Here is a 21,194-nt window from a genome sequence, read left to right as displayed (position 1 = left end):
CATGGATATTGTCTTCAATCTAAGAACAATCTGCCCGATTGCCGACGTGCTTTGATCCCCTTTTGTCCGCACGCGGCCCCCTCTGCCCCCTGTCCGGTCCCGGTCTAGCCACTGCCTGTACCCGGCTTTTTGAATGCTGGGTGTTGCGCGCCCTGCGTACGCCCCCTTAGGGGCGCGTTGACCCGGCTCTGCGAGAGTGGCGTCCTCTCACAGCCCAAGCCGGAGTGCGCCTCATGCCCGATCTCTCTCCCCGTCTGGATCTGCCTTTCATCCTGCCTGCCCAGGCCCAGAAACATGTGACCCACAATGAGGCGCTGCGCCGTCTGGATGGTTTGGTGCAGCTGGTGGTACAAGAGATCGACGCCCAAGTGCCCCCCATCGCCCCCACCCTTGGCGCGGCCTATGCGCTGGGGGCTGCCCCCAATGCCGCCTGGGCCGGACAGGCCCATCGCCTGGCCATCTGGCAAGGTGTAGAATCTGGCGGCGGCTGGCTGTTTCTCGCCCCCCACCCCGGCTGGCATATCTGGGATCAGCGAGACGGGCAGATGCGGGTCTGGCAGGACGGTGCCTGGATGCCCCTGCCCTGTCTGGCAACCCCCCGGATCGGCGTGGCCACCCCGGCCGATGACACCAACCGACTGGCAGTTGCCGCCCCCGCCAGCCTGTTCACCCATGCAGGCGCCGGCCATCAGGTCAAATTGAACAAGGCCAGCCCCAGCGACACCGCCAGCCTGTTGCTGCAGTCCAATTTCAGTGGTCGCGCCGAAATCGGTCTGACCGGCACCGATGATCTGAGCCTGAAGCTCAGCGCCGATGGCAGCACATTTGCCGATGCGCTGGTCCTGTCGGCCGGCGCCGCCCCCCGTCTGCGCCTGTCGCAGCCCGGCACCAGCGAGGATCTGCTGCTGGCCGAGGCCGCAGGCACCCCCCAGTTCCGCCTGACCGCCACAGGCGACGGCATGGCCGCAGGCAGCTGGCAATCGGGCGGAGCCGATTATGCAGAGTTTTTTGAATGGGGTGATGGCAACTCTGAGGGCGCAGACCGGCGCGGGATCTCGGTGGTGCTAGAAGGTGACAAGATCCGCACCGCCCAAGCAGGCGAAATCCCCATCGGCGTGATCTCATCCGCGCCAACCCTCCTGGGCGATGCAGATCTGGGCGAATGGCAGGGCAAGTATATGCGCGATGCCTTTGGCAGCCGCACCGGGGAAATCTCCCCCGATCTCGACCCTAATCAGGTCTATATTCCCCGCACCGAGCGCCCCGAATGGGCCATGGTGGGCCTTCTGGGCAAGCTGACCTTGCGCGCAGGCCAACCCACAGATCCCCGCTGGCGGCGGTTGCAAGAGCTGGACGGAGGCCTTGAACGCTGGCTGGTGCGGTGAGGGATCAGGTGAACTGTAGCCGTAGATCTTCTCCCCAGGCGGTCAACCGCAGCTGATCTCCCGGCTGCAAAGCCACCGCCGGGCACAAACCACCAGTCGCGATCCATTGCCCCGAGGCCACCGGGAAAGCGTAACGCTGCGCCAGCATCAGAAATTCCTCGGTGGCGCCCAATGGGCCTGCGATCACATTGGCGCTGGTAGCTACAACCGGCTCTGCACCATTATGGGTGAATTGGGCGTCAAACGGCGCACTCAACCTATCCGCGTCAAATTGTATCAGCCCAGAAATCCACAGATGACCGGCACCGGCGCGGTCGCAAACCTGCCCCATCAGCTCCGGTTTCAATACGTCCGGCAAAACCGACGCAGGGATTTCAATCCCCAACCCCATCCGAGAGAAGCGCTCTTCCGCGGTCTTGCCCTGGGGGTCTGCGATCTCCAACATCAGCTCGGGCTCCCCCAGAGGCGCCACCAATCCTGCCAAGGAAAGCGTCGCACAGCCCAGACTGACCTCGCTGGGTTTGAGCGGGCCAACAAAGACCTCCTGATTGTCAAAAACCGCGCGAGACCAAGGATTTGCCCCACCAATTTTCCACCCCGCCACCTCCGCGACCTGGGCCATTGCAACGGCATATGCGGCAGAAATATCTGCTGGCAAATCCGCGCTTTCCAACCGCGCCTGTTCCCCATTGGTGCGCGCTACGTTTAAGGCCGCAATCACCTGTTCCATCCCCGTCATCCTCATCTTCTTCATAATTTTGTCACATTTCCAAGAAGCGCTGCAAAATCCAATATAAACCTTTGACCTTTAGAGTAAAAAATCAAATCTCAGACACACCATCTGCCTCTGCAAACACTTGAGTTTCCACCTGGGCACCTTGGCGCTTGCGTCCTCCATAGGGGATCAGTAAAGTTGCGACAATCCCTGCGCATCAACTCGACTGTTGGCGCCGATCAGGGCAAAAATGACGGCACATGACACCTTCTGCGCCAAATCAAAGAGTGGACGGATATGACTTTGCGTGCAGCAATTATCGGTTATGGGAAAATGGGCCGCATTCGTCATGACGCCATGGATCGCCATGGCGGGTTTGACGTGGTCGTGGCCTGTGATACTGCGATTGATCCAGGCGCTTCAGTGCCCATGGTCACCGAACCGATGGCAGTCTACGACTATGATCCTGATGTGATTGTCTGCAGCGTCCCCAACATGATGATCCCCGATGTGGTCTGCACCGCTTTGGCACGCGGCAAACATGTGTTTTCCGAAAAACCGCCGGGGCGAAACTCAGGAGATGTCCGGCGTATGATGGTCGCCGAAGAGGCCGCCAATGGGGTGGTGTTGAAATTCGGCTTCAATCATCGCGTGCATGACGCCATTGAAGAGGCGCAAAAACTCATCCAGGCGGGCACCATGGGTGACCTTTACTTCATGCGCGGCGTTTACGGTAAGGCGGGCGGGCCGAACTATGCCCAGAACTGGCGCAACGATCCCGAACAATCAGGCGGCGGTATCCTGATCGACCAAGGCATCCATATGCTGGATCTGTTCCAGATGTTCGCCGGTCGTTTCACCGAAGTCCAAAGCTTTGTGCAGCGCAATTTCTGGACCGATGTCCCGGTTGAAGACAACGCCTTTGCCCTGATGAAAAACCCCGATGGCATTGTTGCCTCGGTGCATTCTTCGGCAACCCAATGGCAGCATACTTTCCGACTTGAACTTTATATGCGCAATGGGTTTATCTCGGTGGATGGCATCCTGTCGGCCTCGGGCAGCTACGGGGCTGAGGTGCTCACTGTGGCGCTCAACCGTCTGGATTCCACCGGCAATCCGATCCCCAACCCTGAACAACAGGAAATCCGCTTTACAGAGGATCACTCCTGGGACAAGGAGATCGCCGAGTTCCACGCCGCCGTTGTGGATGGCGCACCACTGAAATGCGGCACCTCGCAACAGGCGCTGGATGTGATGGAGCTGGTTGAGGCGATCTATGCCGCTGATCCGAACTGGACCGCGACCTTGCACGAAAACACCCTCAAAGCAATCGGGTAATAGCCATGCAAACACCTGTTTTTCTGGACCACCTGCCGGACATTGATACGGTTGCAGGCCAGAAACCCGTGCAATATCGTCTGGCCCGTAACAAGGCGCTCTTGGAATTGATGCTGGATAACAGCATCAACTGGCAGACCCGCAGCAGCTGCCCGGCCTGTGGTGCAAATTGCGCCAGCAGCCGTAGCTTTTCGCAGACCCTGTTGGAATTCCAGAACTGCACAAACTGCAATACGATCTATGCGGCTCGAACTCCAGATCAGGCAACATTGGACCAAAGCCGCCTGGCTCAGACCCCAGATGCAGACGACCGCGCGTTTGAATTCACCTCGCTGCTGAACTGGGTCAGCCTCACCGAAGCGCGGCTGGAACGCCCACTGGATCGGGTTCTGGATATCCGCTTTGCCACCCTTGCACCGGGCTTCCCCGAAGCAACCAAGCGCTTGAGCCACAATCGCAGCTGGTCCTTTTTGCCCCTCACCCCGGACAGCGATGATTTCACGGCCCTAGGTGAGGAGGTCGCCAAGCTCGCCCCCAAGGCCGTGCTGTTGCCCGCAGAGCTGGACAGGGTTGCGGATCCCGCAGCCCTGTTGCGCACCCTCAAGGGGGCCGTGGCCCCTGGCACTGTGTTCTTTGTTGCGAGTTCCTGCGCCGATGGGCTGGAATATGAAATTCTCGGCGCGGATTCACCCAGTTTTGTGCCCTTGGACCGGCTGACCGTATTCTCCATCAAAGGTTTTGAAACCCTTGTAAAACGCCTTGGCTTCAAGGCGCTGGAAGTCTCTACTCCGGGGCGGCGCGATGCGGTGATCTTGGAACGCTATTTCAATTCTGCAGAAAACAGCGACATTCCCTTCTGGTCCAGCTTCTTTCGTGAGGCTGACAAAAACCGCCTGCGGGATTTACAGATCCTGCTGCAACGCAGCCTTAAATCCGGCGTGCTGCGGTTTGTTCTGGAAACCTGACTGATCCTTTTTGACCGACCCAAAGGCCCCATACATATGAGTGACTTTTTCCCAACCGCCCCCTATGATACTTGCGCAAACTTTGCCGCCGATTATTTTACCACCCTCGCCAAAGCGACCCAGGTGAGCGACCTGAGGGCACTGGACAAGGTGGCCACGCTTCTGCGCGAGACCATCGCAGCGGGCAATTTTATCTATATCTGCGGCAACGGCGGCTCGGCAGGGATTGCCAACCATTCGCTGTGCGATTTCCTGAAGTGCGTGCGCACCGACACCGATCTGATGCCGCGGTTCATGTCCCTATCGGCCCATACCGAGATGAATTCGGCGCTGGCCAACGACATCTCCTATGATGAGGTCTTTGCCTATCAGCTGCAATCCATGGCCCGCCCCGGCGATCTGGTCTGGACCGTCAGCTCTTCGGGCGACAGTCAGAATGTGGTGCGCGCTCTGGAAGTGGCCAAAGAGATCGGGCTGAAATCTATTTCCTTCACCGGCTTCTCCGGCGGCCGTTCCAAGGATCTGGCGGATGTGAACGCCCATGTAAACGCCGATAATTATGGCGTGGTCGAAGACATCCACATGGCGTTCATCCATATTCTGACCCAATATCTGCGCATGACCCATATGGATGCTGGCCTGATTGCCGACCGGAAGTTCTGATATGGCGTCTGGCCAATCGACCGATCTTCCAACCGACCTCCACAACCGGTTGTGTGACCTCCTGCCCGCTCTGGTGCAGGAGGTTTTTGCGCAGGATTTTGACACGCTGGACAAGGGAGACGACGGGCTGGATCTGGTCACCTCGGTCGATCTGGCCATGCAGGCGCGGCTAGAACAGGAACTGTCCGCACTACTGCCCGGCTCGGTTGTGATGGGCGAAGAAGACTTTGCCGCCCATGACGGTGCAGGCCCCGCCTGGCTGGTGGATCCCTTGGATGGCACGGTGAATTTTGTGGCGAGCTTGCCGGCCTATTCGGTCGCCGTGGTGCTGCTGGAAGCGGGCCAGCCGCTGCTGGCAGCGGTTTATGACATCCCCCAGGGGGATCTTTATTCTGCGGAAACTGGGCGCGGTGCACGGCTCAATGGTTACCCTGTCTCCCCCACATCCCACAAGGCACGGCTGGCGATTGTCTCCTCTGGGCTGCTCAAAGATCTGGCCGAGGCCGCCCCCGAAGCGCTGGTGGATCTACTGGGTGCCTTCAAATTGCGCAATTTCGGCAGCCAGGCCCTGCATCTATGTTATGCGGCGGCAGGACGGGCCAGCCTGGTTGCCAGCCGCGAGGCCAAGGGATGGGATGATCTGGCCGGCGCGCTGGTCGCCCAGGAGGCGGGGCTGACCTATGGCAGCTATGCCCCCACCAATACGTCGCGCCCCTTGGATGAAAACCAGCTTAGCCTCTGCGCCGCACCAGAGATTTTTGAAACATATGCGCCGCTGTTTGCCCGTTCGCGCGGTTGAAACAGCCGTCCCAGACAAAGGATGATGAGATGAAAACCGTTGCAATGATCCCCGCACGCATGGGCAGCCAGCGCCTCAAGAAAAAGAACCTCGCGCCGCTGGCCGGCCAGCCGCTGATCACCCATGCGATCGAGAAGTGCCAGGCCAGCGGGTTGTTTGACGAGATCTACATCAATTCGGAAAACGCCGAATTTGGACAGTTCGCCGAAGAATACGGTATCAAATTCTACCAACGCCCCGAAGAGCTGGGCAATTCGGTCGCCACCTCCGAACAGTTTGTCTATGATTTCCTGAAAAACGTCGACTGCGATCTAATCATCCAGGTCCATTCCATCGCGCCTTTGCTGACCGCCGAAGAAGTCAAAGCCTTTGCCGAGGCGTTTATCGCCTCAGACGCTGACGTGATGCTGTCGTGCATCGAAGATCGGATCGAGGTGGCTTATGAGGATCAGCCCGTCAATTTCACCTTTGCCGAGAAAACCAATTCCCAGGATCTGAAACCCACGCAGCGGGTCACTTGGTCGATCACCGGCTGGCGCGCCAAACCCTATATAGAGGCGGTCGAAAGCGGCTCTATTGGGACTTATAATGGCAAAATCGCTTTCTACCCCGTGGGGGCGATTTCCGGCCATGTGATCAAGACCCAGGAAGATCTGGATATCGCCGAGGCGCTCTTGAGCGTTCTGACCAAACATAAAGGTACCTGAGGACCCGCGCCATGAACGTACTTGTATCCAATATTATGATGATCAACGAGCGCGACCGCTTCGATGCGATACTGCGCGACCGCGGCCTGACCCCGATCTGGCCCGAGGTGAACCAGTTTATGGATGTGGGCCAATGCCTGGAATATGCCGGCGAGATCGACGGCTGGCTGGCTGGCGACGATCAAATCACCCGCGCCGTCCTCGACGCCTTTCTGCCGCGTCTGAAAGTGATCTCCAAATGGGGCACTGGCATCGACAGTATCGACCTTGACGCGGCCAAAAAACTGGGCGTTCCGGTCTGCAACTCGCCTGGCGCCTTCCGCGATGCGGTCAGCGAATATGCCATTGGTCTACTCCTGGCGGCCACCCGCCGCCTGGCGCGCACCGACCGGATGATCCGCCAGGGCGAATGGCCCAAGGGACGTTTCCCCGGCATGACCGGCAAGACCATGGGCGTTGTGGGTTATGGTGCCATTGGCCAGGGTGTGGGCCAGCGCGCGCGGGGCCTGGGCATGGAGGTCATCGCCAATGATCCCTTTATGGCCGAAACCCTGGATCAGGCCCCGGATGGCGCGCCACTGGTGACATTTGATGCGCTACTAGAACAAGCCGATGTCATTTGCCTGTGCTGTAACCAGACCGAGGACAACTATCACCTGATCACCGCCGATACTTTGGCCCGCGCCCGAGACGGGGTGATCCTGTGCAATGTGGCCCGCGGCGGTCTGGTCGACGAGGCGGCCCTGGTTGCGGCGCTGACCAGCGGCAAAGTGGCCGCGGCCGCACTGGATGTGTTTGAGGTCGAACCACTGCCCGCAGATCATCCGCTGTTCAGCTTTGAAAACGTAGCCCTGTCCAGCCATAACGCCAATTCCACGGTGCAAGCGATCGAATATGTGCACAGCAACACATTGGACAACCTGTTCAAACACCTGGGGCAATGAAAACATCCATGTTAGCACGGGGCATGCATTACCGGCTGCAAAGCATCCGGGCAGAGGGCGGGCCAGAGGCAGATGCCTTTAACCTCTCCTTCTGGCGCGACGCCAGCCATCTGGCTTTTTTTGGTGTGGAACTGCTGGTGGTCCAGGGTGCCGTCACCCTCAGCCTGCGCCATTGCCGCCCCGATGGCCAAGAGCATGAAATCGCCCGGATCGACTGCCCCTATCCGGGCTCCAGCTTTAGCCCGCCCCTGGATCTGATCGAACTGGCCAACCAGGGCGGCAGCCTGGTGCCGGTGATTGTCAACCGTTCCGAGGACGCGAAGTTTGACGCCTGTTTCGGCACCAACGATCTGGCCCCCTGCCCCAACGCGCACGCAGTCTTTGTGTCTGAGGACCCGCAAGACAGGACCGGGCTCCGGGATATCTGTCACAATCTGGCTTATGGGCTGGGGCCGACTGTCCGATCCAACGATGACGATATGCCGCTGGTTCCGACCCATCTGGCCCTAAGCCGCAGAACCGCCCCAGAACCCCAAGAATGCCGCATCCGGACACAGGCGCTGGCCTGCTTTCTGCGCCAGAATGTGGTGCTTCACGGTTCGGGGAAGCCTCAGGAATGGCCTGTCGCGCTTTTTGATCTGCGCCACGTCTATTCACACGGGCTGCCGACGGCTGAGCTGAGCTCCTATATGTCGCGTTTTGCCGATCAGGGGGTGGTCAGGCTAGCCCCCTTTGGGCCGCCGCCAAGGGTGCCAACCTGGCGGCGCCAGACTGCACGACGAGAAAGGCTGCGCCTGGGCCTGCGCGCCGCGCGCACCCCATCTCCGGAAATCGTGCGCATCAAACTGGAGCAGATCGATCAAACCCGCCATCTGCATCGACAGCTGATCCAGAGCCAGCGCCAGATGGAGCAGCGCCTGCGCGACACCAACCTGTGGGATCCGGCCCAGATAGAAGCCGATCTCACCCGCGCCAGCCGCACGGCACTGTCTCTGTTGCGCAATCGCCACCAAGGGCAGCGTGCGGTGGTGGTCGGCAATGGCCCCAGCCTGCGCCCCAGCGACCTGGAGCGGCTTCGGGATGTGGTAACTTTTGGCTCTAACAAGATCTTTTTGGCCTATGATGACACCGATTGGCGACCCAACTATTACTCGGTCGAAGATCATCTGGTTCTCATGAACAACCGCGATCGGATCGCAGCGCTGAGCGGTAGCATCAAGCTGTTCCCCGCCAGCACCCGCAATTTTGACTATCACGCGGGCGACACGATCTTTGCGCCCTTTCTGCCGCCCAAATCCTTTGAGGATCCGCTCTCGGATCCAGAGTTTCCCCACTTCAGCCACGACCTGAGCCAGGGGATCGCCTGGGGATCCACAATCACCTATAGCCAGATCCAAATGGCCGCTTTTATGGGCTGTGCGGAAATCATCCTGATCGGGGTGGATCACAGCTACCGGCTGCCCTCGCAGAAACGCGGCAATCAATATATCTATGAAGGTGAACAAAACCACTTTCACCCTGACTACCGCAGCCCCGGCGAGGCCTGGCATCAGCCCAATCTTGATGTGCTGGAACGCTCCTATGCCAAGGCGCGCGATGTCTGTGCCGCCCGCGGTATCCGGATCATGAATGCCTCGCGTCAGAGCAAGCTGGACGTCTTTGAGCGCGCAGATTTTGACCAAATGTTCCCCCCAACAGGAGAGCCTCTATGAGCCACTCCCTCGCTGTCGAGATTTTTGATGACCGCGGCTGCACTCTAGGCGAAGGTCCCTTGTGGCACCCCGAACGCAAGCAGCTGTTCTGGTTTGACATTGTCAACAACACGCTGCTGTCACGCCTGGATGGTCAGGCCCTCACCTGGCAGTTTGATCGCAATGTCAGTGCCGCCGCCTGGGTTGACCATGACCACCTTCTGATCGCCAGCGAAACCGGCCTCAGCCGGTTTAACCTGGACAGTCACGCGGATGAGATGCTCTGCGAGATCGAGGCCGACAATCCGCTGACCCGCTCCAACGACGGGCGCGCCGACCCCTGGGGTGGGTTCTGGATGGGCACCATGTCCAAAGCAGGAGAGATGGGTCAGGGCACGCTTTATCGCTGGCGACCCAGCCCCGATGGCGGCGCGCTGCAGGTGTTGGAAACAGAACTCAGCACCCCCAATGCCATCTGTTTCGACAAAGCCCGCGCCTGTGCCTATTGGGCGGATACCAAAACCCGTATCATCTGGCGCCAGCCCGTGGATCCCGAAACCGGCTGGCCCCAAGGTCAAAAAACCATCTTCGTCGATCTCAACGCCACTGCCGACAGCCCGGAATATAAGCCCGATGGCGCTGTAGTAGATGCCGAGGGCTGCTTGTGGAACGCCCAATGGGGCGCCGCACGCGTCGCGCGTTACAGCCCGGATGGGCAATTCTTAAGCGCCATTTCACTCCTCACCGGTCATACTTCCTGTCCTGCCTTTGGCGACGACGATATGTCCACCCTCTTTGTCACAACCGCACAACAAAAACTGCCCGAGGATCGACCAGAGTGGCAGGAAAGAGCGGGGCAAACTTTTGCGTTTGAAGCTTTGAAAGCGGATTGGGCTGGTCAAGTCGAACCTCAAATGGTCCTGTAAAATAAAAACTATAAGCTAGAATACAGTTATGACGGTTTTTGCATTTGATCAGGCTAGTATGGCACGACGCGCATCAACACTCCAAAGCAGACAACACATAGGTGCAATCCCCTGGACGACTGGCTGGGGTGTTTCCGCGAGATGTCCGAAGACCCCTGCACCCCTTGGATGTAAACTCGTGACACCTCTCAGCTTTTCGTATTTAACATCTCTGCTGATGTGGTCATAGTCCACATCAGCACACGTCCACTAAAAGGTATTTGCTGTGCGCCACATCATAATATCAGCCGTCACATTCAACCGGGCTTCATCACGCACACCACTGGTTAATGTGTCGCACGTTTTTGCTCAATGTTCCTCAAGTCACAGGCCTGCGTCCCTTTATGCCAAATTTTAAAGAACAGATCTCTCTGGCCTCTGCCCGTTTTCTCGATCCAACGACCATTTATGTCGTCGGCCAAGCGACTTTAACGCAGGAAAACGACACGCTCGCTTTATGTTATAGACAGCTGTCCGTGCCTGCCAAAATCCAGGAACAGGACACCGGAACCGGCTTGGGTAATTTATTGCGCCGGTCTAAAACGCGTCTCGTCAATTTTACAGCTCAGCTTAAATTGCCTGAACCGCACATGGGCAATGCGCATTGCACAATCAACATGCTCTCACGCCATGGAAAGCAAATGGCAACCCAGGACGCTATCGTTCAGGCCTTGCACCCCGATGACGTATACGTCTCCCAAACACAAATCCTAGACAACGGGGCCACCCTGCATGTGAGCGGGTGGCTTCCTGATCCAGATCTCATCTCTCGTATTGAGCTCCATGCAGGCCCGCATGTACATCTCGCTCAATTGCATCAATACCGTCCGGATGTGCGGCGTGACAATCCAGGGGTCAGCTCGGTTTACTGCGGATTTCGGGCTAGAATTCCGAACCACGAACATTCAAACACAGCTGAATTGCGCGCCCTTGGAGCGGATGGCGAGGTCCTAATACAGCGACCTCTGCAGTGGGAGCCCAGCAATATCTTTGTACGCCGCCGCGCCTCCTCGCAGGATGCAATAGTCGCATCATATACCGCCGCACATGGTCTCCTTGCGGTCTGTGTGGCCATCCCTGGGCTAGAGTCTGCGATCAAGATGCATATCAAGGGCGCCGATGGACTCTTCCTGAGCGCGAGCGCCTCCGTTTCAAATGGGACAAAAGCCCCTCAGGCTTTGAGCACGCATAACGCCGAATGGGTGGCGACAGCCATATTCAATCTAGCGGAATCCCCCAGCGGCCCTCTGGAGCTGTTGGTCGAAGACATAAAAGGCGCCGTGCACTTTGGCGACATTGTCCCGCTGGTCCTGTCCCACACGCAAGCCCCCTCGATTGCATCCGCACATTTCTGCCCAGAGACACAGGATCTGGTCGTCTCGGGGGAGTGCGGCTTTTTGGGCGTCACCCATGCGCAGGCGCTGGTCGACGGAACCGTTGTGGCTGCATCCCGGACATTTCTGAACCACAATCACGACTTTGCCGACAAACCAAGCACCGGATTTTATCTGGCAAGCCTGCTCAACACCCCAAAGGAAAAAGAAGTCCAAATCGAATATTTTTCCGGCGACCGTAAACTTTACACACGCCGGGCCAACATTCGTGAAAAACACCTCACATCCCAAGTCATGGGCCCGTCCGGGCGCTCAAGCCAAGGCGGGGCGCATTATGAATTCCCGTCCGCTGTAGAGCGCGCAGATGCGCCTTGGGTTGTATATGCAACGGGCATGACATCCTGGCCAGTCACCGGCGGCGGGATGGCCCGGTCTTATGCCATGGCCAAACATCTGCGGAAGAAGGGCTACCGTGTTGCATTGGTCGTCGATTTTGCCACTGAGACAACCGATCGATCGGCCAAGGAATTGCAGGACTATGCGGATGCGGTCGTTTTTGTACCCCAATGCACCATCACACCGAACTCCGCGCCGGATTATGAAATGTTCAAGAAGGCCAAAGCCAGTCTAGGGCCTCTTCTTGAGACGCTGGAAATTTGCTACGAGCCTGCCGCGACAATCGTGAATTTCGCCTTTAATCTCTACGCCACCGAACGCCTGTCGGGACCGGTTATTCTGGATGCGCATGATGTCCAGCATCTGAGAGCCCGCAACGCTCAGCAACATGGATCTGACTTGGAAGACCGCCGTTGCACCTATCGAGAGGAAGTAAAGCTTCTCACGCATGCGGATGGTATCATTGCCATCCAAAGCGAAGAACAACGCGTTCTTCAGGACTGCGTCCCTCAGAAAACTGTCATCACGGCCGAACATACTCTGGCGGTTCATGCCGACAGCGTCCTTCCCACCGCCGAACAGCTGACACAGCTGCTGTTCATCGGGCAACGCTACAAGCCAAATATCGAAGGGCTGCGTGCATTTTTGAACCAGGTTTGGCCGCAGCTAAAAGCCTCCAATCCTAATATTCATCTGCACATCGCCGGGCGGGTCAGCGAAGTCTTCAAGGATATCAACGACAGCCGGATCACCTGTCATGGCGTTGTTCCGCGTCTGGAACCTCTTTATGAGAAATGCGGTATCGTCATCAATCCCACGAATTTCGGCACCGGTTTCAAAATCAAATCGCTTGAAGGTCTGGCCTACAAACGCTGCGTGGTCACAACTCCAGCCGGCGCTATGGGGTTCCCCTCATCTGCGCCGTTACGTGTCGTCGAACTGTCTCGCTTTGCGGACACCATCAGTGAGCTGATTGAAAACCCAGACCAGGCGCAGGCACTGGCACAACACGCCGAGACTTTTCTGGGCACCTATTTTTCCCCGGATTTTGTATACAGGCATGTCATCGACATGCTGGAAAACCTGCCCGCAGCCCCCGCCACCGATACCTCCCCCCCAGAGATCGTCCATTACGAGGTCAAGGGCCCAGACCTTGTGCTCAAACTGCGGTTTCCCCACACATCAAAAGCCCCTCGCGCGATCAAAATAGAAATCGAAACTGCGGTTGGTCAGCCCACCAGAATTTGGCATGCGGCGCCAGGCACCTTGCTGGAAGGAAAATTCAAAGTGCCACTTCCAGTCTGGCTGTTCGACGGTGGCCCCTTCCAGGTCACGATCCGAGTGAACGGCCAAATCGCAGATAAGCTTCCGCTCGCCTGCCCGCCGACAAAATCCGAAGCATACCTGATGCCCAATTGGTACTATCAGGGGCTGAGCGCCCATCCTGGGACCTGCATTATCTCTCCCACAACACGCCAAGTCACAAGGGATGAAGATATCCGAACCTTTTCGGCCTACAGCCGCAATAGTTTCGTCGGTTATGTCCTGGGACGCTCTCAAACCACAACGCTCCCCGACAGAACCTGGGTGCAGTCACTCTCGTATCTCCCAAGCACACTGCCTGCACATACCACCGATGTTTTGTCGCTTTATGATGCCAACGGCAAAGCCCAGCATACTGTCTTGGCCCCTGCCGACGTCCGGCACGCCAATCCGCTGCCCAATATGAAACCAGCCGCAACAGGCAGCGCTCCAAACGGCGTCTGGAAAGCGCAATGGCCGGTCCAGATCCGGCAACGCAGCCTTGAGGTCAGTACAAAAGGACAATCTGTGGGGCCCCTTTGGCACCAAACGGACGACATCGCGGAACTGCGCCTGGAGGCTCTGTTCAAATCCTCTTTCCCGCTGTCCGGTGTTCAGCTTCTTTTCCCGTATGGCACCGATGACGATGATGTGTTTCGCTGGCATGTCATGATCAATGGCTCACCTGCGCTGATCAACCGTCGCGTTGACACCCGCGACGACATCCCAGCCATTACAGCAACATTGAACCACAAGAAACCGTCTGGAGTTCACCGCGCAACGCTTGTCTATGTGCACCCAGAAAGGGAAGCTTCCAGGGCCGTCCCCGCTTTCCCAACCTCCTTGAATTTCATGGTGCACTGACAACACATGACCTATTCTTCAACCCTACAGGCCACCTTTGATGTTGGCAGCCGACGCATGACCATCCAATTCCCTGAGATCTCTGAGGGGGCATACAGGGTCTGGGCCGATCTCCAGCTCATCGGTGACTTTTCTGCGACGGATCTGAAAGCAGGGTTTTCCTTCTCCGCCCTGTACAACACAAACACGCCTCACCTTGTACGTCTCGAAGGCCTGGATAGCCCCAACATCTTCGAAGGTAGAGTCTGGTTATCAGAAGACAGCGCCCCCCTCCCCGTCAACCACAACCTGTGGACAGCTGCTGAGAGCGGGAAATCCATCTGCGTGATGATCTCTGCCAACCGTATCAAACGCTTCTTTCACTGGTTCCAGACCTTACAACCCTTTGTGAAAGATCATCTGAACATTTTCCTTCTTCTGCTCGAAGACAAAGAGGGCGAAACTCGGCTCAGCCCACGTCCAATTTTCGAGCTGACACGGCAGATGACCGTGCTGAGTGACCCAGCCGCGCCACGGGACACTGCAAATCGGATTGATGCTGTTTTTCGCCGCTTTCCAGCAGTGTTATGCATACCGCTCTGCCGTGAAAGCGCCCAAGCGGCTGCATATTTGCAGCAAACGCCCGTTCTATCCCTCTTCTTCCAAGCCGAAAAGCTGGATGTCGTGAACAGCTATGCCCTGACTCTTGTTCCGCGGGCCGATCACCCCCTTCTCCAGACCAGCCAAGGCGGTCTGTCGATCAGTTTTAACAGACGGGACACATCCCAGTGCCAGGGCGTCGTGGCCCTGTGCCGCCACTGGTTCAATTTGCCAAACTCCGAAGATGGGCGATTGCCCGCCCCGGCAATCGCCGATTTGCTAGCCCGCGCGCAAGAGACCGCCAATACCAAAACACTCACTGTTCTGGGAAATGATAAAGCACAGCTCGCTCTCCCCTCCCCACAGGATCCGGCGCATATGCGCGGTGTGCCATTTCGTTACTGGCTCGCGCAGCAAGCCTTTACTGGCCAACACATAAAAAAAGACATCACCCCCGATCTTCTGGCAGAAAGCTGCGTGGTCTTTGCTGGGACAGACCCGCATCTAGACCGGTTTTTGGATCAGATATTGGCGCATTTGGGGGGCAATTATCTCTCCAGCTGTCATCAAAGGATCAGCTAATGCGGGTCATTTCAGTACACCTTTCTAAAGGCTACGTCACATCATGAAAAACGTCATCGCATTCAACCTGGCCAAAGTAGAAGAACAGGACGCAAAGTTCTTTCGCGGCCTGCGGGATGCCTTTGAGGCCACTGACGCAAAATTCTCATTCTTCTCACCACAGTCACACCCAGATCTTCAAACGTTTCACCATCCCTTTGACTGGGTCATTGCGAACATCGAGAAACAATACGATCTCAAAGAGATCAATTCCGCGCAGCGTCTGCCTGAGGCACAGCGTGAGATCTGGATCGCCCGTATTGCCCAACTGTCCCTGCAAGGAACCGATCGCACCCCAGCCCAGCTGCTCGACATCCTTGAGCGGTTTACGTCCCATGTCCTAGATACGTTCCAGCCCGATCTGATCCTGTCATGGAACACTTTATGCCCCCATAGTGGTGTTCTAGGAGAGCTTGCCCGCCAGAGAGGCTGTTCAGTTTACCTCATGGAACGCGGCTTCCTAAACAACTCCTGGTTTATCGAACCAGGTGGACTTGTTGGACATTCCGATCTGGTTGAACGTTCTTATGAAGACCTTATAGGCGCAGATGAGCAACGCCTGCATGAACTCGGTCGCTCTTATCTCGGTACGCACCCATTCGAAGACATGTCACGGTACGCGCAAAACCGCGATCCTCGGTTTGCTGCCATTCTGGAGCACAAAAAAGCCACCGCCCGCCCGCTGATTGGCTTTTTTCCACCAGATGATCTGTCGCTTGGCTTTATACCAGCTGGTATAGAGGACCAACGCAAACATGTCCCCCTCTATGACAGCAGTCTCGACGCCGCAATCGCCCTGGCCGAGACCGCGCCGGAATGTGATGTGGTCTTCAAGCCCCACCCCTCCTTCCGTGAGCTGGACCTCCCCGAGCAAGTGGGAAACAATCTCTTTGTCATCGACCACGACTATCGTGATGTGATGGCCCATGCTGATGTCGTCGCCTCAACCGGCAGTGGCCTGATCGTCACAGCCATGGCCCAGGGACAGCCAGTTCTGCAAATGGGACGGGACCAATTTTCTTTCAAGAACATTACGTATGATGCTCAAACCGAAATCCGCCCGGCGTTGGAGGCCGCACTGGCGCATGAAAATTTGGAAAACCGCCGACACAGGTTCACGACCTTTATCGGCTACGCCCTGACGTCCTATCTCACATCTGGGCCAAACGCAGATGCAGCCTTTCGTCGGCCCGTCGATACCGTGCGCGACATTATGTTCGATTGCTTTGGAGAGATGCCCAACATCCAGACAGCGGTGCGCGCGACGCATCAATATAATGATGACCGGGTCAACACGAACCGCGCGGAATTGTTCCAAACCCTGGGCACAGATACACAGAACCGCTTTTTAGTAGATTTCGATCACACGCTGATGTTTGCAAACTCGACTGAGCTGTTCCTGCAGCAAGTCCGCCCGAACTGGGGGTTTGTTGTCTTGCACTGGCTGGTGACCTGGCTCATCCCGTGGAAAGCTCTTGCTCGGCGCGGCATCCAACAACATGAGTTCTATGACCCAATCCGGATCACCTGCTGCCTGTTCTTCATGCCCTGGACACTTTGGTCATGGAGTAAGGCAGCGCCTGGCTATGTAGAAAGAATGGTCAATTTTGCATTGCTCGAGCGCCTCACGTCTATGGATTCCAAACGCATAGCTATTGTTTCGCTCGGCCACCCTTGGTTGTTGCGGCCTTTGCTAAATGCAATGGGGCTCAAAGATGTCCAGCTGATTTGTGGACATGTGCTCCCCGGGCCCCACGATATTCGCCGACGCGGGAAACTGGCAACCTGTGCCCAACGGATTTCCGAATTTTCCCCAGACCAAAGCATCATCATCACGGACTCAAGAGACGACGACGATCTGCTGAACAATACGCGCAAGGCCTTTCTGATCGATTGGCAGGATCGCAAGAACAAGGCAGATCCACTCGCGCATTATTTCCCGTTTGTCTTGACGGACAGAGGCAAATACGCGGGTGCGAATGTCGTCAAACGGCACCGGTTTCAGGAAGATTTCCCGGTCATCCTCGCTGCATTTGCGCTCGCAGTCTTCCCAGCACTCACCTCTTTCAGCACATTAGGACTGGCTGAATTTGTCGCACTGATCCCAAGCGCACTTTTGGTGGCCCTGTCCTGTCTATGCTATTTTATCTCCTTCAATGCAGTCTACGAGATCGGATATTGGGAGAATGATTTCGTCGCTGCCCAAAAGGAGGCAACTCCCAATGTCAGCCCCAATATGCAGAAGTTCAAAGACTACCCTTTACAGCCTGCGGTTTGGATCTGGGCAACCGTTCTAGGCGCGCTGGGGACAGCTCTGGCCCAGCGCGCAGGCATCACGTCTCCCCTGCTCGCGCCGTTTGTCACATCTGCGGACACACTATCTTCTGGCGCGGAATTCTGTATCCTTCTGTTGATTTGGTGCGGGGTTCTGGCAGCACAACGCGGCCTGTTTCACCTGCATAACCATGCTCCAGAGCGACATAGGATATATACATTCTGGAGTCTGCATGCATTTAAGCTTCTGTGCTACGGGCTGATTTTCCCCACCTCTGTGGCAGGCGTGGTCCTCATCATCGCTCAAGTCTACCGCCATTGGCCGAATTATTTGATTTACCGTTTCCAAGGGGATCGCGCCCATACGCCAAAATATGGGGCACGGGCCTTTTTCTTCTTGGCTTTCAGCCTTGTCATACTGTTTGCCGTTCCACTGAGCAGCCTCGTCAACATGACCTGGCTGGCAGGGGTCTGGCTGTTTTTGTACCGTCAAGAATATTTTACCGCCGTCTTGGCCAGACTGCGTTTGTCACACTTCATTCATTCCAAGTTGAGGCAGGACAATATATGACCCCTTATCGTAAGCAAAAGCGAAAACACTTTTGGAGAACTGCAGCAGCCAAGGATACGGCGCGCGCTCTGTCTACGTTTTACACCCCGAAATTCAAAATTGCAAAATCGACCAAAGTGGCCGCAGCCGGCAGCTGTTTCGCACAGAATATACGGCGCCATCTTATTCAAAACGGATATCAATTTGTCGATTTTGAAACCGCCCCCCCCTTCTTTCCCGAGGTCGAGCGCAAATCGTTCGGCTATGAGCTGTTTTCAGCTCGGTTCGGCAATATCTACACTTTGGAACAGCTGCACCAACTTGCGTTGAGAAGCTTCGGCCAATTCGAAACGAGCGAACCCTTCTGGGAAAAAGACAGCCGCTTTTTTGACCCGCTGCGCAGCACCATAGAACCAAACGGCTTTGCCTCCATAGAAGATGCCCAGGCTGCACGTGCGAGCCACCTGCGCAGAGTGCGCGAGATGTTTTTGCACGCGGACGTTCTTATTTTCACACTTGGGCTGACGGAAACGTGGATCAGCCAAGAGGATGGAACCGTCTTTCCTCTGTGCCCAGGTGTCAATGCCGGTGTCTTCGACGATGAAAAATATGCGTTTTCCAATACCGGTTTCAGTGAAAACCTGGAAAGCTTTTGCACATTACGCCGCTTCCTTAAGTCCCAGAATCCGGATCTAAAATTCATTCTAACGGTCTCCCCCGTACCTCTGGAAGCCACGGCCACCGCACACAACGTGATTTGTGCGACCAGCTACTCAAAATCGGTCCTGCGCGCTGTGGCAGGCACAGTCTGCGACCAATTTCCCGATGTCGACTATTTTCCATCCTATGAAATATTCACCAGCCCTTTGTTCAAAGGACAGTTCTATCAGGACAACATGCGCGACCCCTCACCCGACGGAATTGCCGCTGCAATGGACCTCTTCTTCTCTGCCCATCAGGCAGATCAAAAGACCGTCCCCGCACCCCACATCACACCACCTGCCCCCAACACGGCGGCAGCGGCCAAAGAAGCCGCAGACCGTTTTGCGGCGGAACAACAAACCATCTGTGATGAAATGCTTTTAGGGAATGAAAACCGTGAGCTCTAATATTCTTGTCCTGGGAGACAGCCACTGTAACGTCTTCATACCCGCATTAAAAAATCAGCTGACCAGCCACAATATCGTCGGTGGCCAACTCCCCCTAGGCCCCGGCTGGTTTGAGAATTTTCATTCCCAAACAGCCCCCCTGACCTTCACGCGCCCCGAAGCCCAAGCTCTGTTTGAGCAATGGGTCACAGCGTTGACAGGACAGCAGGTCACAAACATTTTGGACGTAGAGGCTCAGATCCTGTGCTCGGTCACCTGTATTGAACATTGTGTCCACTCTTGGATGTGGACGCAATGGTGCCCCGCCCCGACCCCGGATCGAGATTTCATCTCAGATACTGTCCTGGACAAAATCGTTTCCGGTTTTTTTGGTCATATTCTTCATTTTTTCGAGCTGCTGACAGAGGCAGGACATCCCGTAGTGAACATTGTCTCCCCGCTCCCACGCGACAATAAAAACTACAAAGTCCAGGTCCATGACGCGCTTCGTGCGGTTCTGCACAGGCGTTTTGACGCCCTTGGCGTCCCACTCATTGATGTTTCAGATCTTTCCCGAGACCCTGAAACCACTGCCCTGGCCCAGCCCTACTACTCGACGATGAAGGGGGACAAGATTCATGGTAGCCCCGGCTGGGGTCGCTTGGTGTCCCAATCTATTGTCGAGACCACCATATTCGATCACACGTCCTGACCCGATGACCTGAGCCCAATGGAATTCTTGCAGATAAAGATGATGGACAAGATGGCTGCCTAAAGCCAAAGAATTAATGCTCTGCTCCCTGAAAACTGGATCGCTCGGAGCTGGAGTTTTCCGCTAATTTTTCCAGGCTGGGAGGGGAGCGGAATCACATGAAGGCATCGAAGTTCACGGAGGCACAGAAGGCGTTCCTCGGCAATCTGGGCGATCGAAATCGAACGCTGACCATAATCAGAACATTATCAGAAAAATATCGGATCCCGGCGCAACATCGGGCCAGCAGAGGTTTCCCGCCGATCAAAATCCACCAGTTCATCCCACGAAAATAACGCCAGGACCTCGCCATCGCAGGGTGCATTGGTGATTTTCTCCAAAGCATCGCGGACCTGAAGCAATTGCGCATCTTCTGCGAAATCCAGCGTGGCAATCTTGTCGAGAATGGCATCATTGGTAATCGCCATATGGAAGCCATCAATCAACTTAGATGGGTACCCAAGCCCTTCCGGCGGGTTGGCCCAAACGGTCGAAAACGGAACCGTCTGCCGATGCACCGGCCCACTTGGCAATTGAAAACACGTGCGCAGCAGCTGGAAATAGCGCGCGTGGAGCCCCAACAAATAGGCCGGAATATACCCCCGCCCCTCGGCGGAGATGAGCTTTGTGGACACACGCCGGACATTCATGTTGCGATAGTATTCTTCAACAAACCCATAGTGCTGCACAAAGGGCCACGAGAACATCCGAATTTCCGCATTGATCGTGCTGGGCACGGCCACAACGTCATAATATCCTTCGAAGTTGATCAACTTAAGGAGATCGTGCCCAAGGCCAATAAAAACCATATCTGCGATGTTGAACATCATGGAAGTGGACACTTTGGTGCACAGAACGCGAAAGTCCAACACCGGCGACGTACACGCGCTCAGTCCAAGGCTGTGATACTCTTGGAGGACAAGCCGTGTCTGATCCTGGGCTTTGTCGGTCCGTGTCTTCAAAACCGGTTTATTGGGGTCCAGCATTTTCAACCCCGCCAACAGGGCGCGATGCTGTTTCCAGCAGTTTCCCATCATTGTCTTAGGGGGTTCCAGGGACAGAACGACCTCGATCCCTTTCGCCTTGCACCATTCTAAAACGGGTCCATCCGTTTCAGCCAATGTTTTCCAAGACGAAAAGACAATGCGGCCAAGCCTCCCCTGGCTGCGTTGTTCCAAGAGGAATTCAAATGTGTTCTTGAATTCAGCCTCGTCGCGCACCGCGCCGGTAACAACCACCTCAGGAACATCGTGCATCTTCATC

Annotated in this window: 16 protein-coding genes; 14 read left to right on the top strand and 2 right to left on the bottom strand. The window is 56.3% G+C overall.

From position 1 onward, the window contains the following. Positions 1-233 precede the first annotated feature (233 nt). Positions 234-1,385 (top strand): peptidase G2 autoproteolytic cleavage domain-containing protein, encoded by a 1,152-nt coding sequence (locus tag KMP13_RS11640; RefSeq protein ID WP_215266028.1) that lies wholly within the window; start codon positions 234-236, stop codon positions 1,383-1,385. Between the two features lie 4 nt (positions 1,386-1,389). Here KMP13_RS11640 and KMP13_RS11635 read toward each other — a convergent pair whose 3' ends face one another. After that, on the bottom strand, positions 1,390-2,115 hold the full coding sequence (locus tag KMP13_RS11635) for a hypothetical protein (protein WP_215266027.1): 726 nt from the start codon (positions 2,113-2,115) through the stop codon (positions 1,390-1,392). Between the two features lie 282 nt (positions 2,116-2,397). On the opposite strand from KMP13_RS11635, the gene KMP13_RS11630 reads away from it, so the two are divergent. From KMP13_RS11630 to KMP13_RS11570, 13 genes are all read left to right on the top strand, one after another. Then, on the top strand, positions 2,398-3,438 hold the full coding sequence (locus KMP13_RS11630; protein WP_215266026.1) for a Gfo/Idh/MocA family protein: 1,041 nt from the start codon (positions 2,398-2,400) through the stop codon (positions 3,436-3,438). A 5-nt stretch (positions 3,439-3,443) separates the two neighbouring features. Beyond that, positions 3,444-4,403: a class I SAM-dependent methyltransferase gene (locus tag KMP13_RS11625; protein WP_215266025.1), complete on the top strand. Its 960-nt coding sequence runs from the start codon at positions 3,444-3,446 to the stop codon at positions 4,401-4,403. A gap of 36 nt (positions 4,404-4,439) precedes the next feature. Next, on the top strand, positions 4,440-5,066 hold the full coding sequence (locus tag KMP13_RS11620; protein WP_215266024.1) for an SIS domain-containing protein: 627 nt from the start codon (positions 4,440-4,442) through the stop codon (positions 5,064-5,066). A gap of 1 nt (position 5,067) precedes the next feature. Continuing rightward, a complete protein-coding gene (locus KMP13_RS11615; protein WP_215266023.1) occupies positions 5,068-5,865 on the top strand; it encodes an inositol monophosphatase family protein in 798 nt (265 codons plus the stop codon). Positions 5,866-5,894: 29 nt separating this feature from the next. Beyond that, entirely contained in the window at positions 5,895-6,572 is a 678-nt protein-coding gene (locus KMP13_RS11610) for a cytidylyltransferase domain-containing protein (RefSeq protein ID WP_215266022.1), read from the top strand. 11 nt (positions 6,573-6,583) lie between these two features. Beyond that, a complete protein-coding gene (locus tag KMP13_RS11605; RefSeq protein ID WP_215266021.1) occupies positions 6,584-7,516 on the top strand; it encodes a phosphoglycerate dehydrogenase in 933 nt (310 codons plus the stop codon). 8 nt (positions 7,517-7,524) lie between these two features. Further along, on the top strand, positions 7,525-9,228 hold the full coding sequence (locus KMP13_RS11600; protein ID WP_215266020.1) for a 6-hydroxymethylpterin diphosphokinase MptE-like protein: 1,704 nt from the start codon (positions 7,525-7,527) through the stop codon (positions 9,226-9,228). Then, positions 9,225-10,133: an SMP-30/gluconolactonase/LRE family protein gene (locus KMP13_RS11595; RefSeq protein ID WP_215266019.1), complete on the top strand. Its 909-nt coding sequence runs from the start codon at positions 9,225-9,227 to the stop codon at positions 10,131-10,133. The genes KMP13_RS11600 and KMP13_RS11595 overlap by 4 nt, the downstream gene beginning before the upstream one ends. Before the next feature lie 1,217 nt (positions 10,134-11,350). Continuing rightward, positions 11,351-14,068: a glycosyltransferase family 4 protein gene (locus KMP13_RS11590; protein ID WP_215266018.1), complete on the top strand. Its 2,718-nt coding sequence runs from the start codon at positions 11,351-11,353 to the stop codon at positions 14,066-14,068. Positions 14,069-14,074: 6 nt separating this feature from the next. After that, positions 14,075-15,229 (top strand): hypothetical protein, encoded by a 1,155-nt coding sequence (locus KMP13_RS11585; protein ID WP_215266017.1) that lies wholly within the window; start codon positions 14,075-14,077, stop codon positions 15,227-15,229. 43 nt (positions 15,230-15,272) lie between these two features. Continuing rightward, complete coding sequence (locus KMP13_RS11580) at positions 15,273-18,113, top strand: hypothetical protein (protein WP_215266016.1); 2,841 nt, start codon at positions 15,273-15,275, stop codon at positions 18,111-18,113. Further along, the gene (locus tag KMP13_RS11575; RefSeq protein WP_215266015.1) at positions 18,110-19,201 is read left to right on the top strand and encodes a GSCFA domain-containing protein; all 1,092 of its coding nucleotides are present in this window, start codon (positions 18,110-18,112) and stop codon (positions 19,199-19,201) included. Before KMP13_RS11580 ends, KMP13_RS11575 begins: the two co-directional genes overlap by 4 nt. Next, complete coding sequence (locus tag KMP13_RS11570) at positions 19,191-19,892, top strand: hypothetical protein (RefSeq protein ID WP_215266014.1); 702 nt, start codon at positions 19,191-19,193, stop codon at positions 19,890-19,892. Before KMP13_RS11575 ends, KMP13_RS11570 begins: the two co-directional genes overlap by 11 nt. Before the next feature lie 248 nt (positions 19,893-20,140). Here the strand turns inward: KMP13_RS11570 and KMP13_RS11565 are convergent, their stop codons facing one another. Continuing rightward, complete coding sequence (locus KMP13_RS11565; RefSeq protein WP_215266013.1) at positions 20,141-21,193, bottom strand: hypothetical protein; 1,053 nt, start codon at positions 21,191-21,193, stop codon at positions 20,141-20,143. Position 21,194 lies beyond the last annotated feature (1 nt).

Source organism: Epibacterium ulvae (assembly GCF_018678075.1).
GTDB classification, from domain to species: domain Bacteria; phylum Pseudomonadota; class Alphaproteobacteria; order Rhodobacterales; family Rhodobacteraceae; genus Epibacterium; species Epibacterium ulvae_A.
This window is presented reverse-complemented; position numbering and strand designations above follow the sequence as displayed.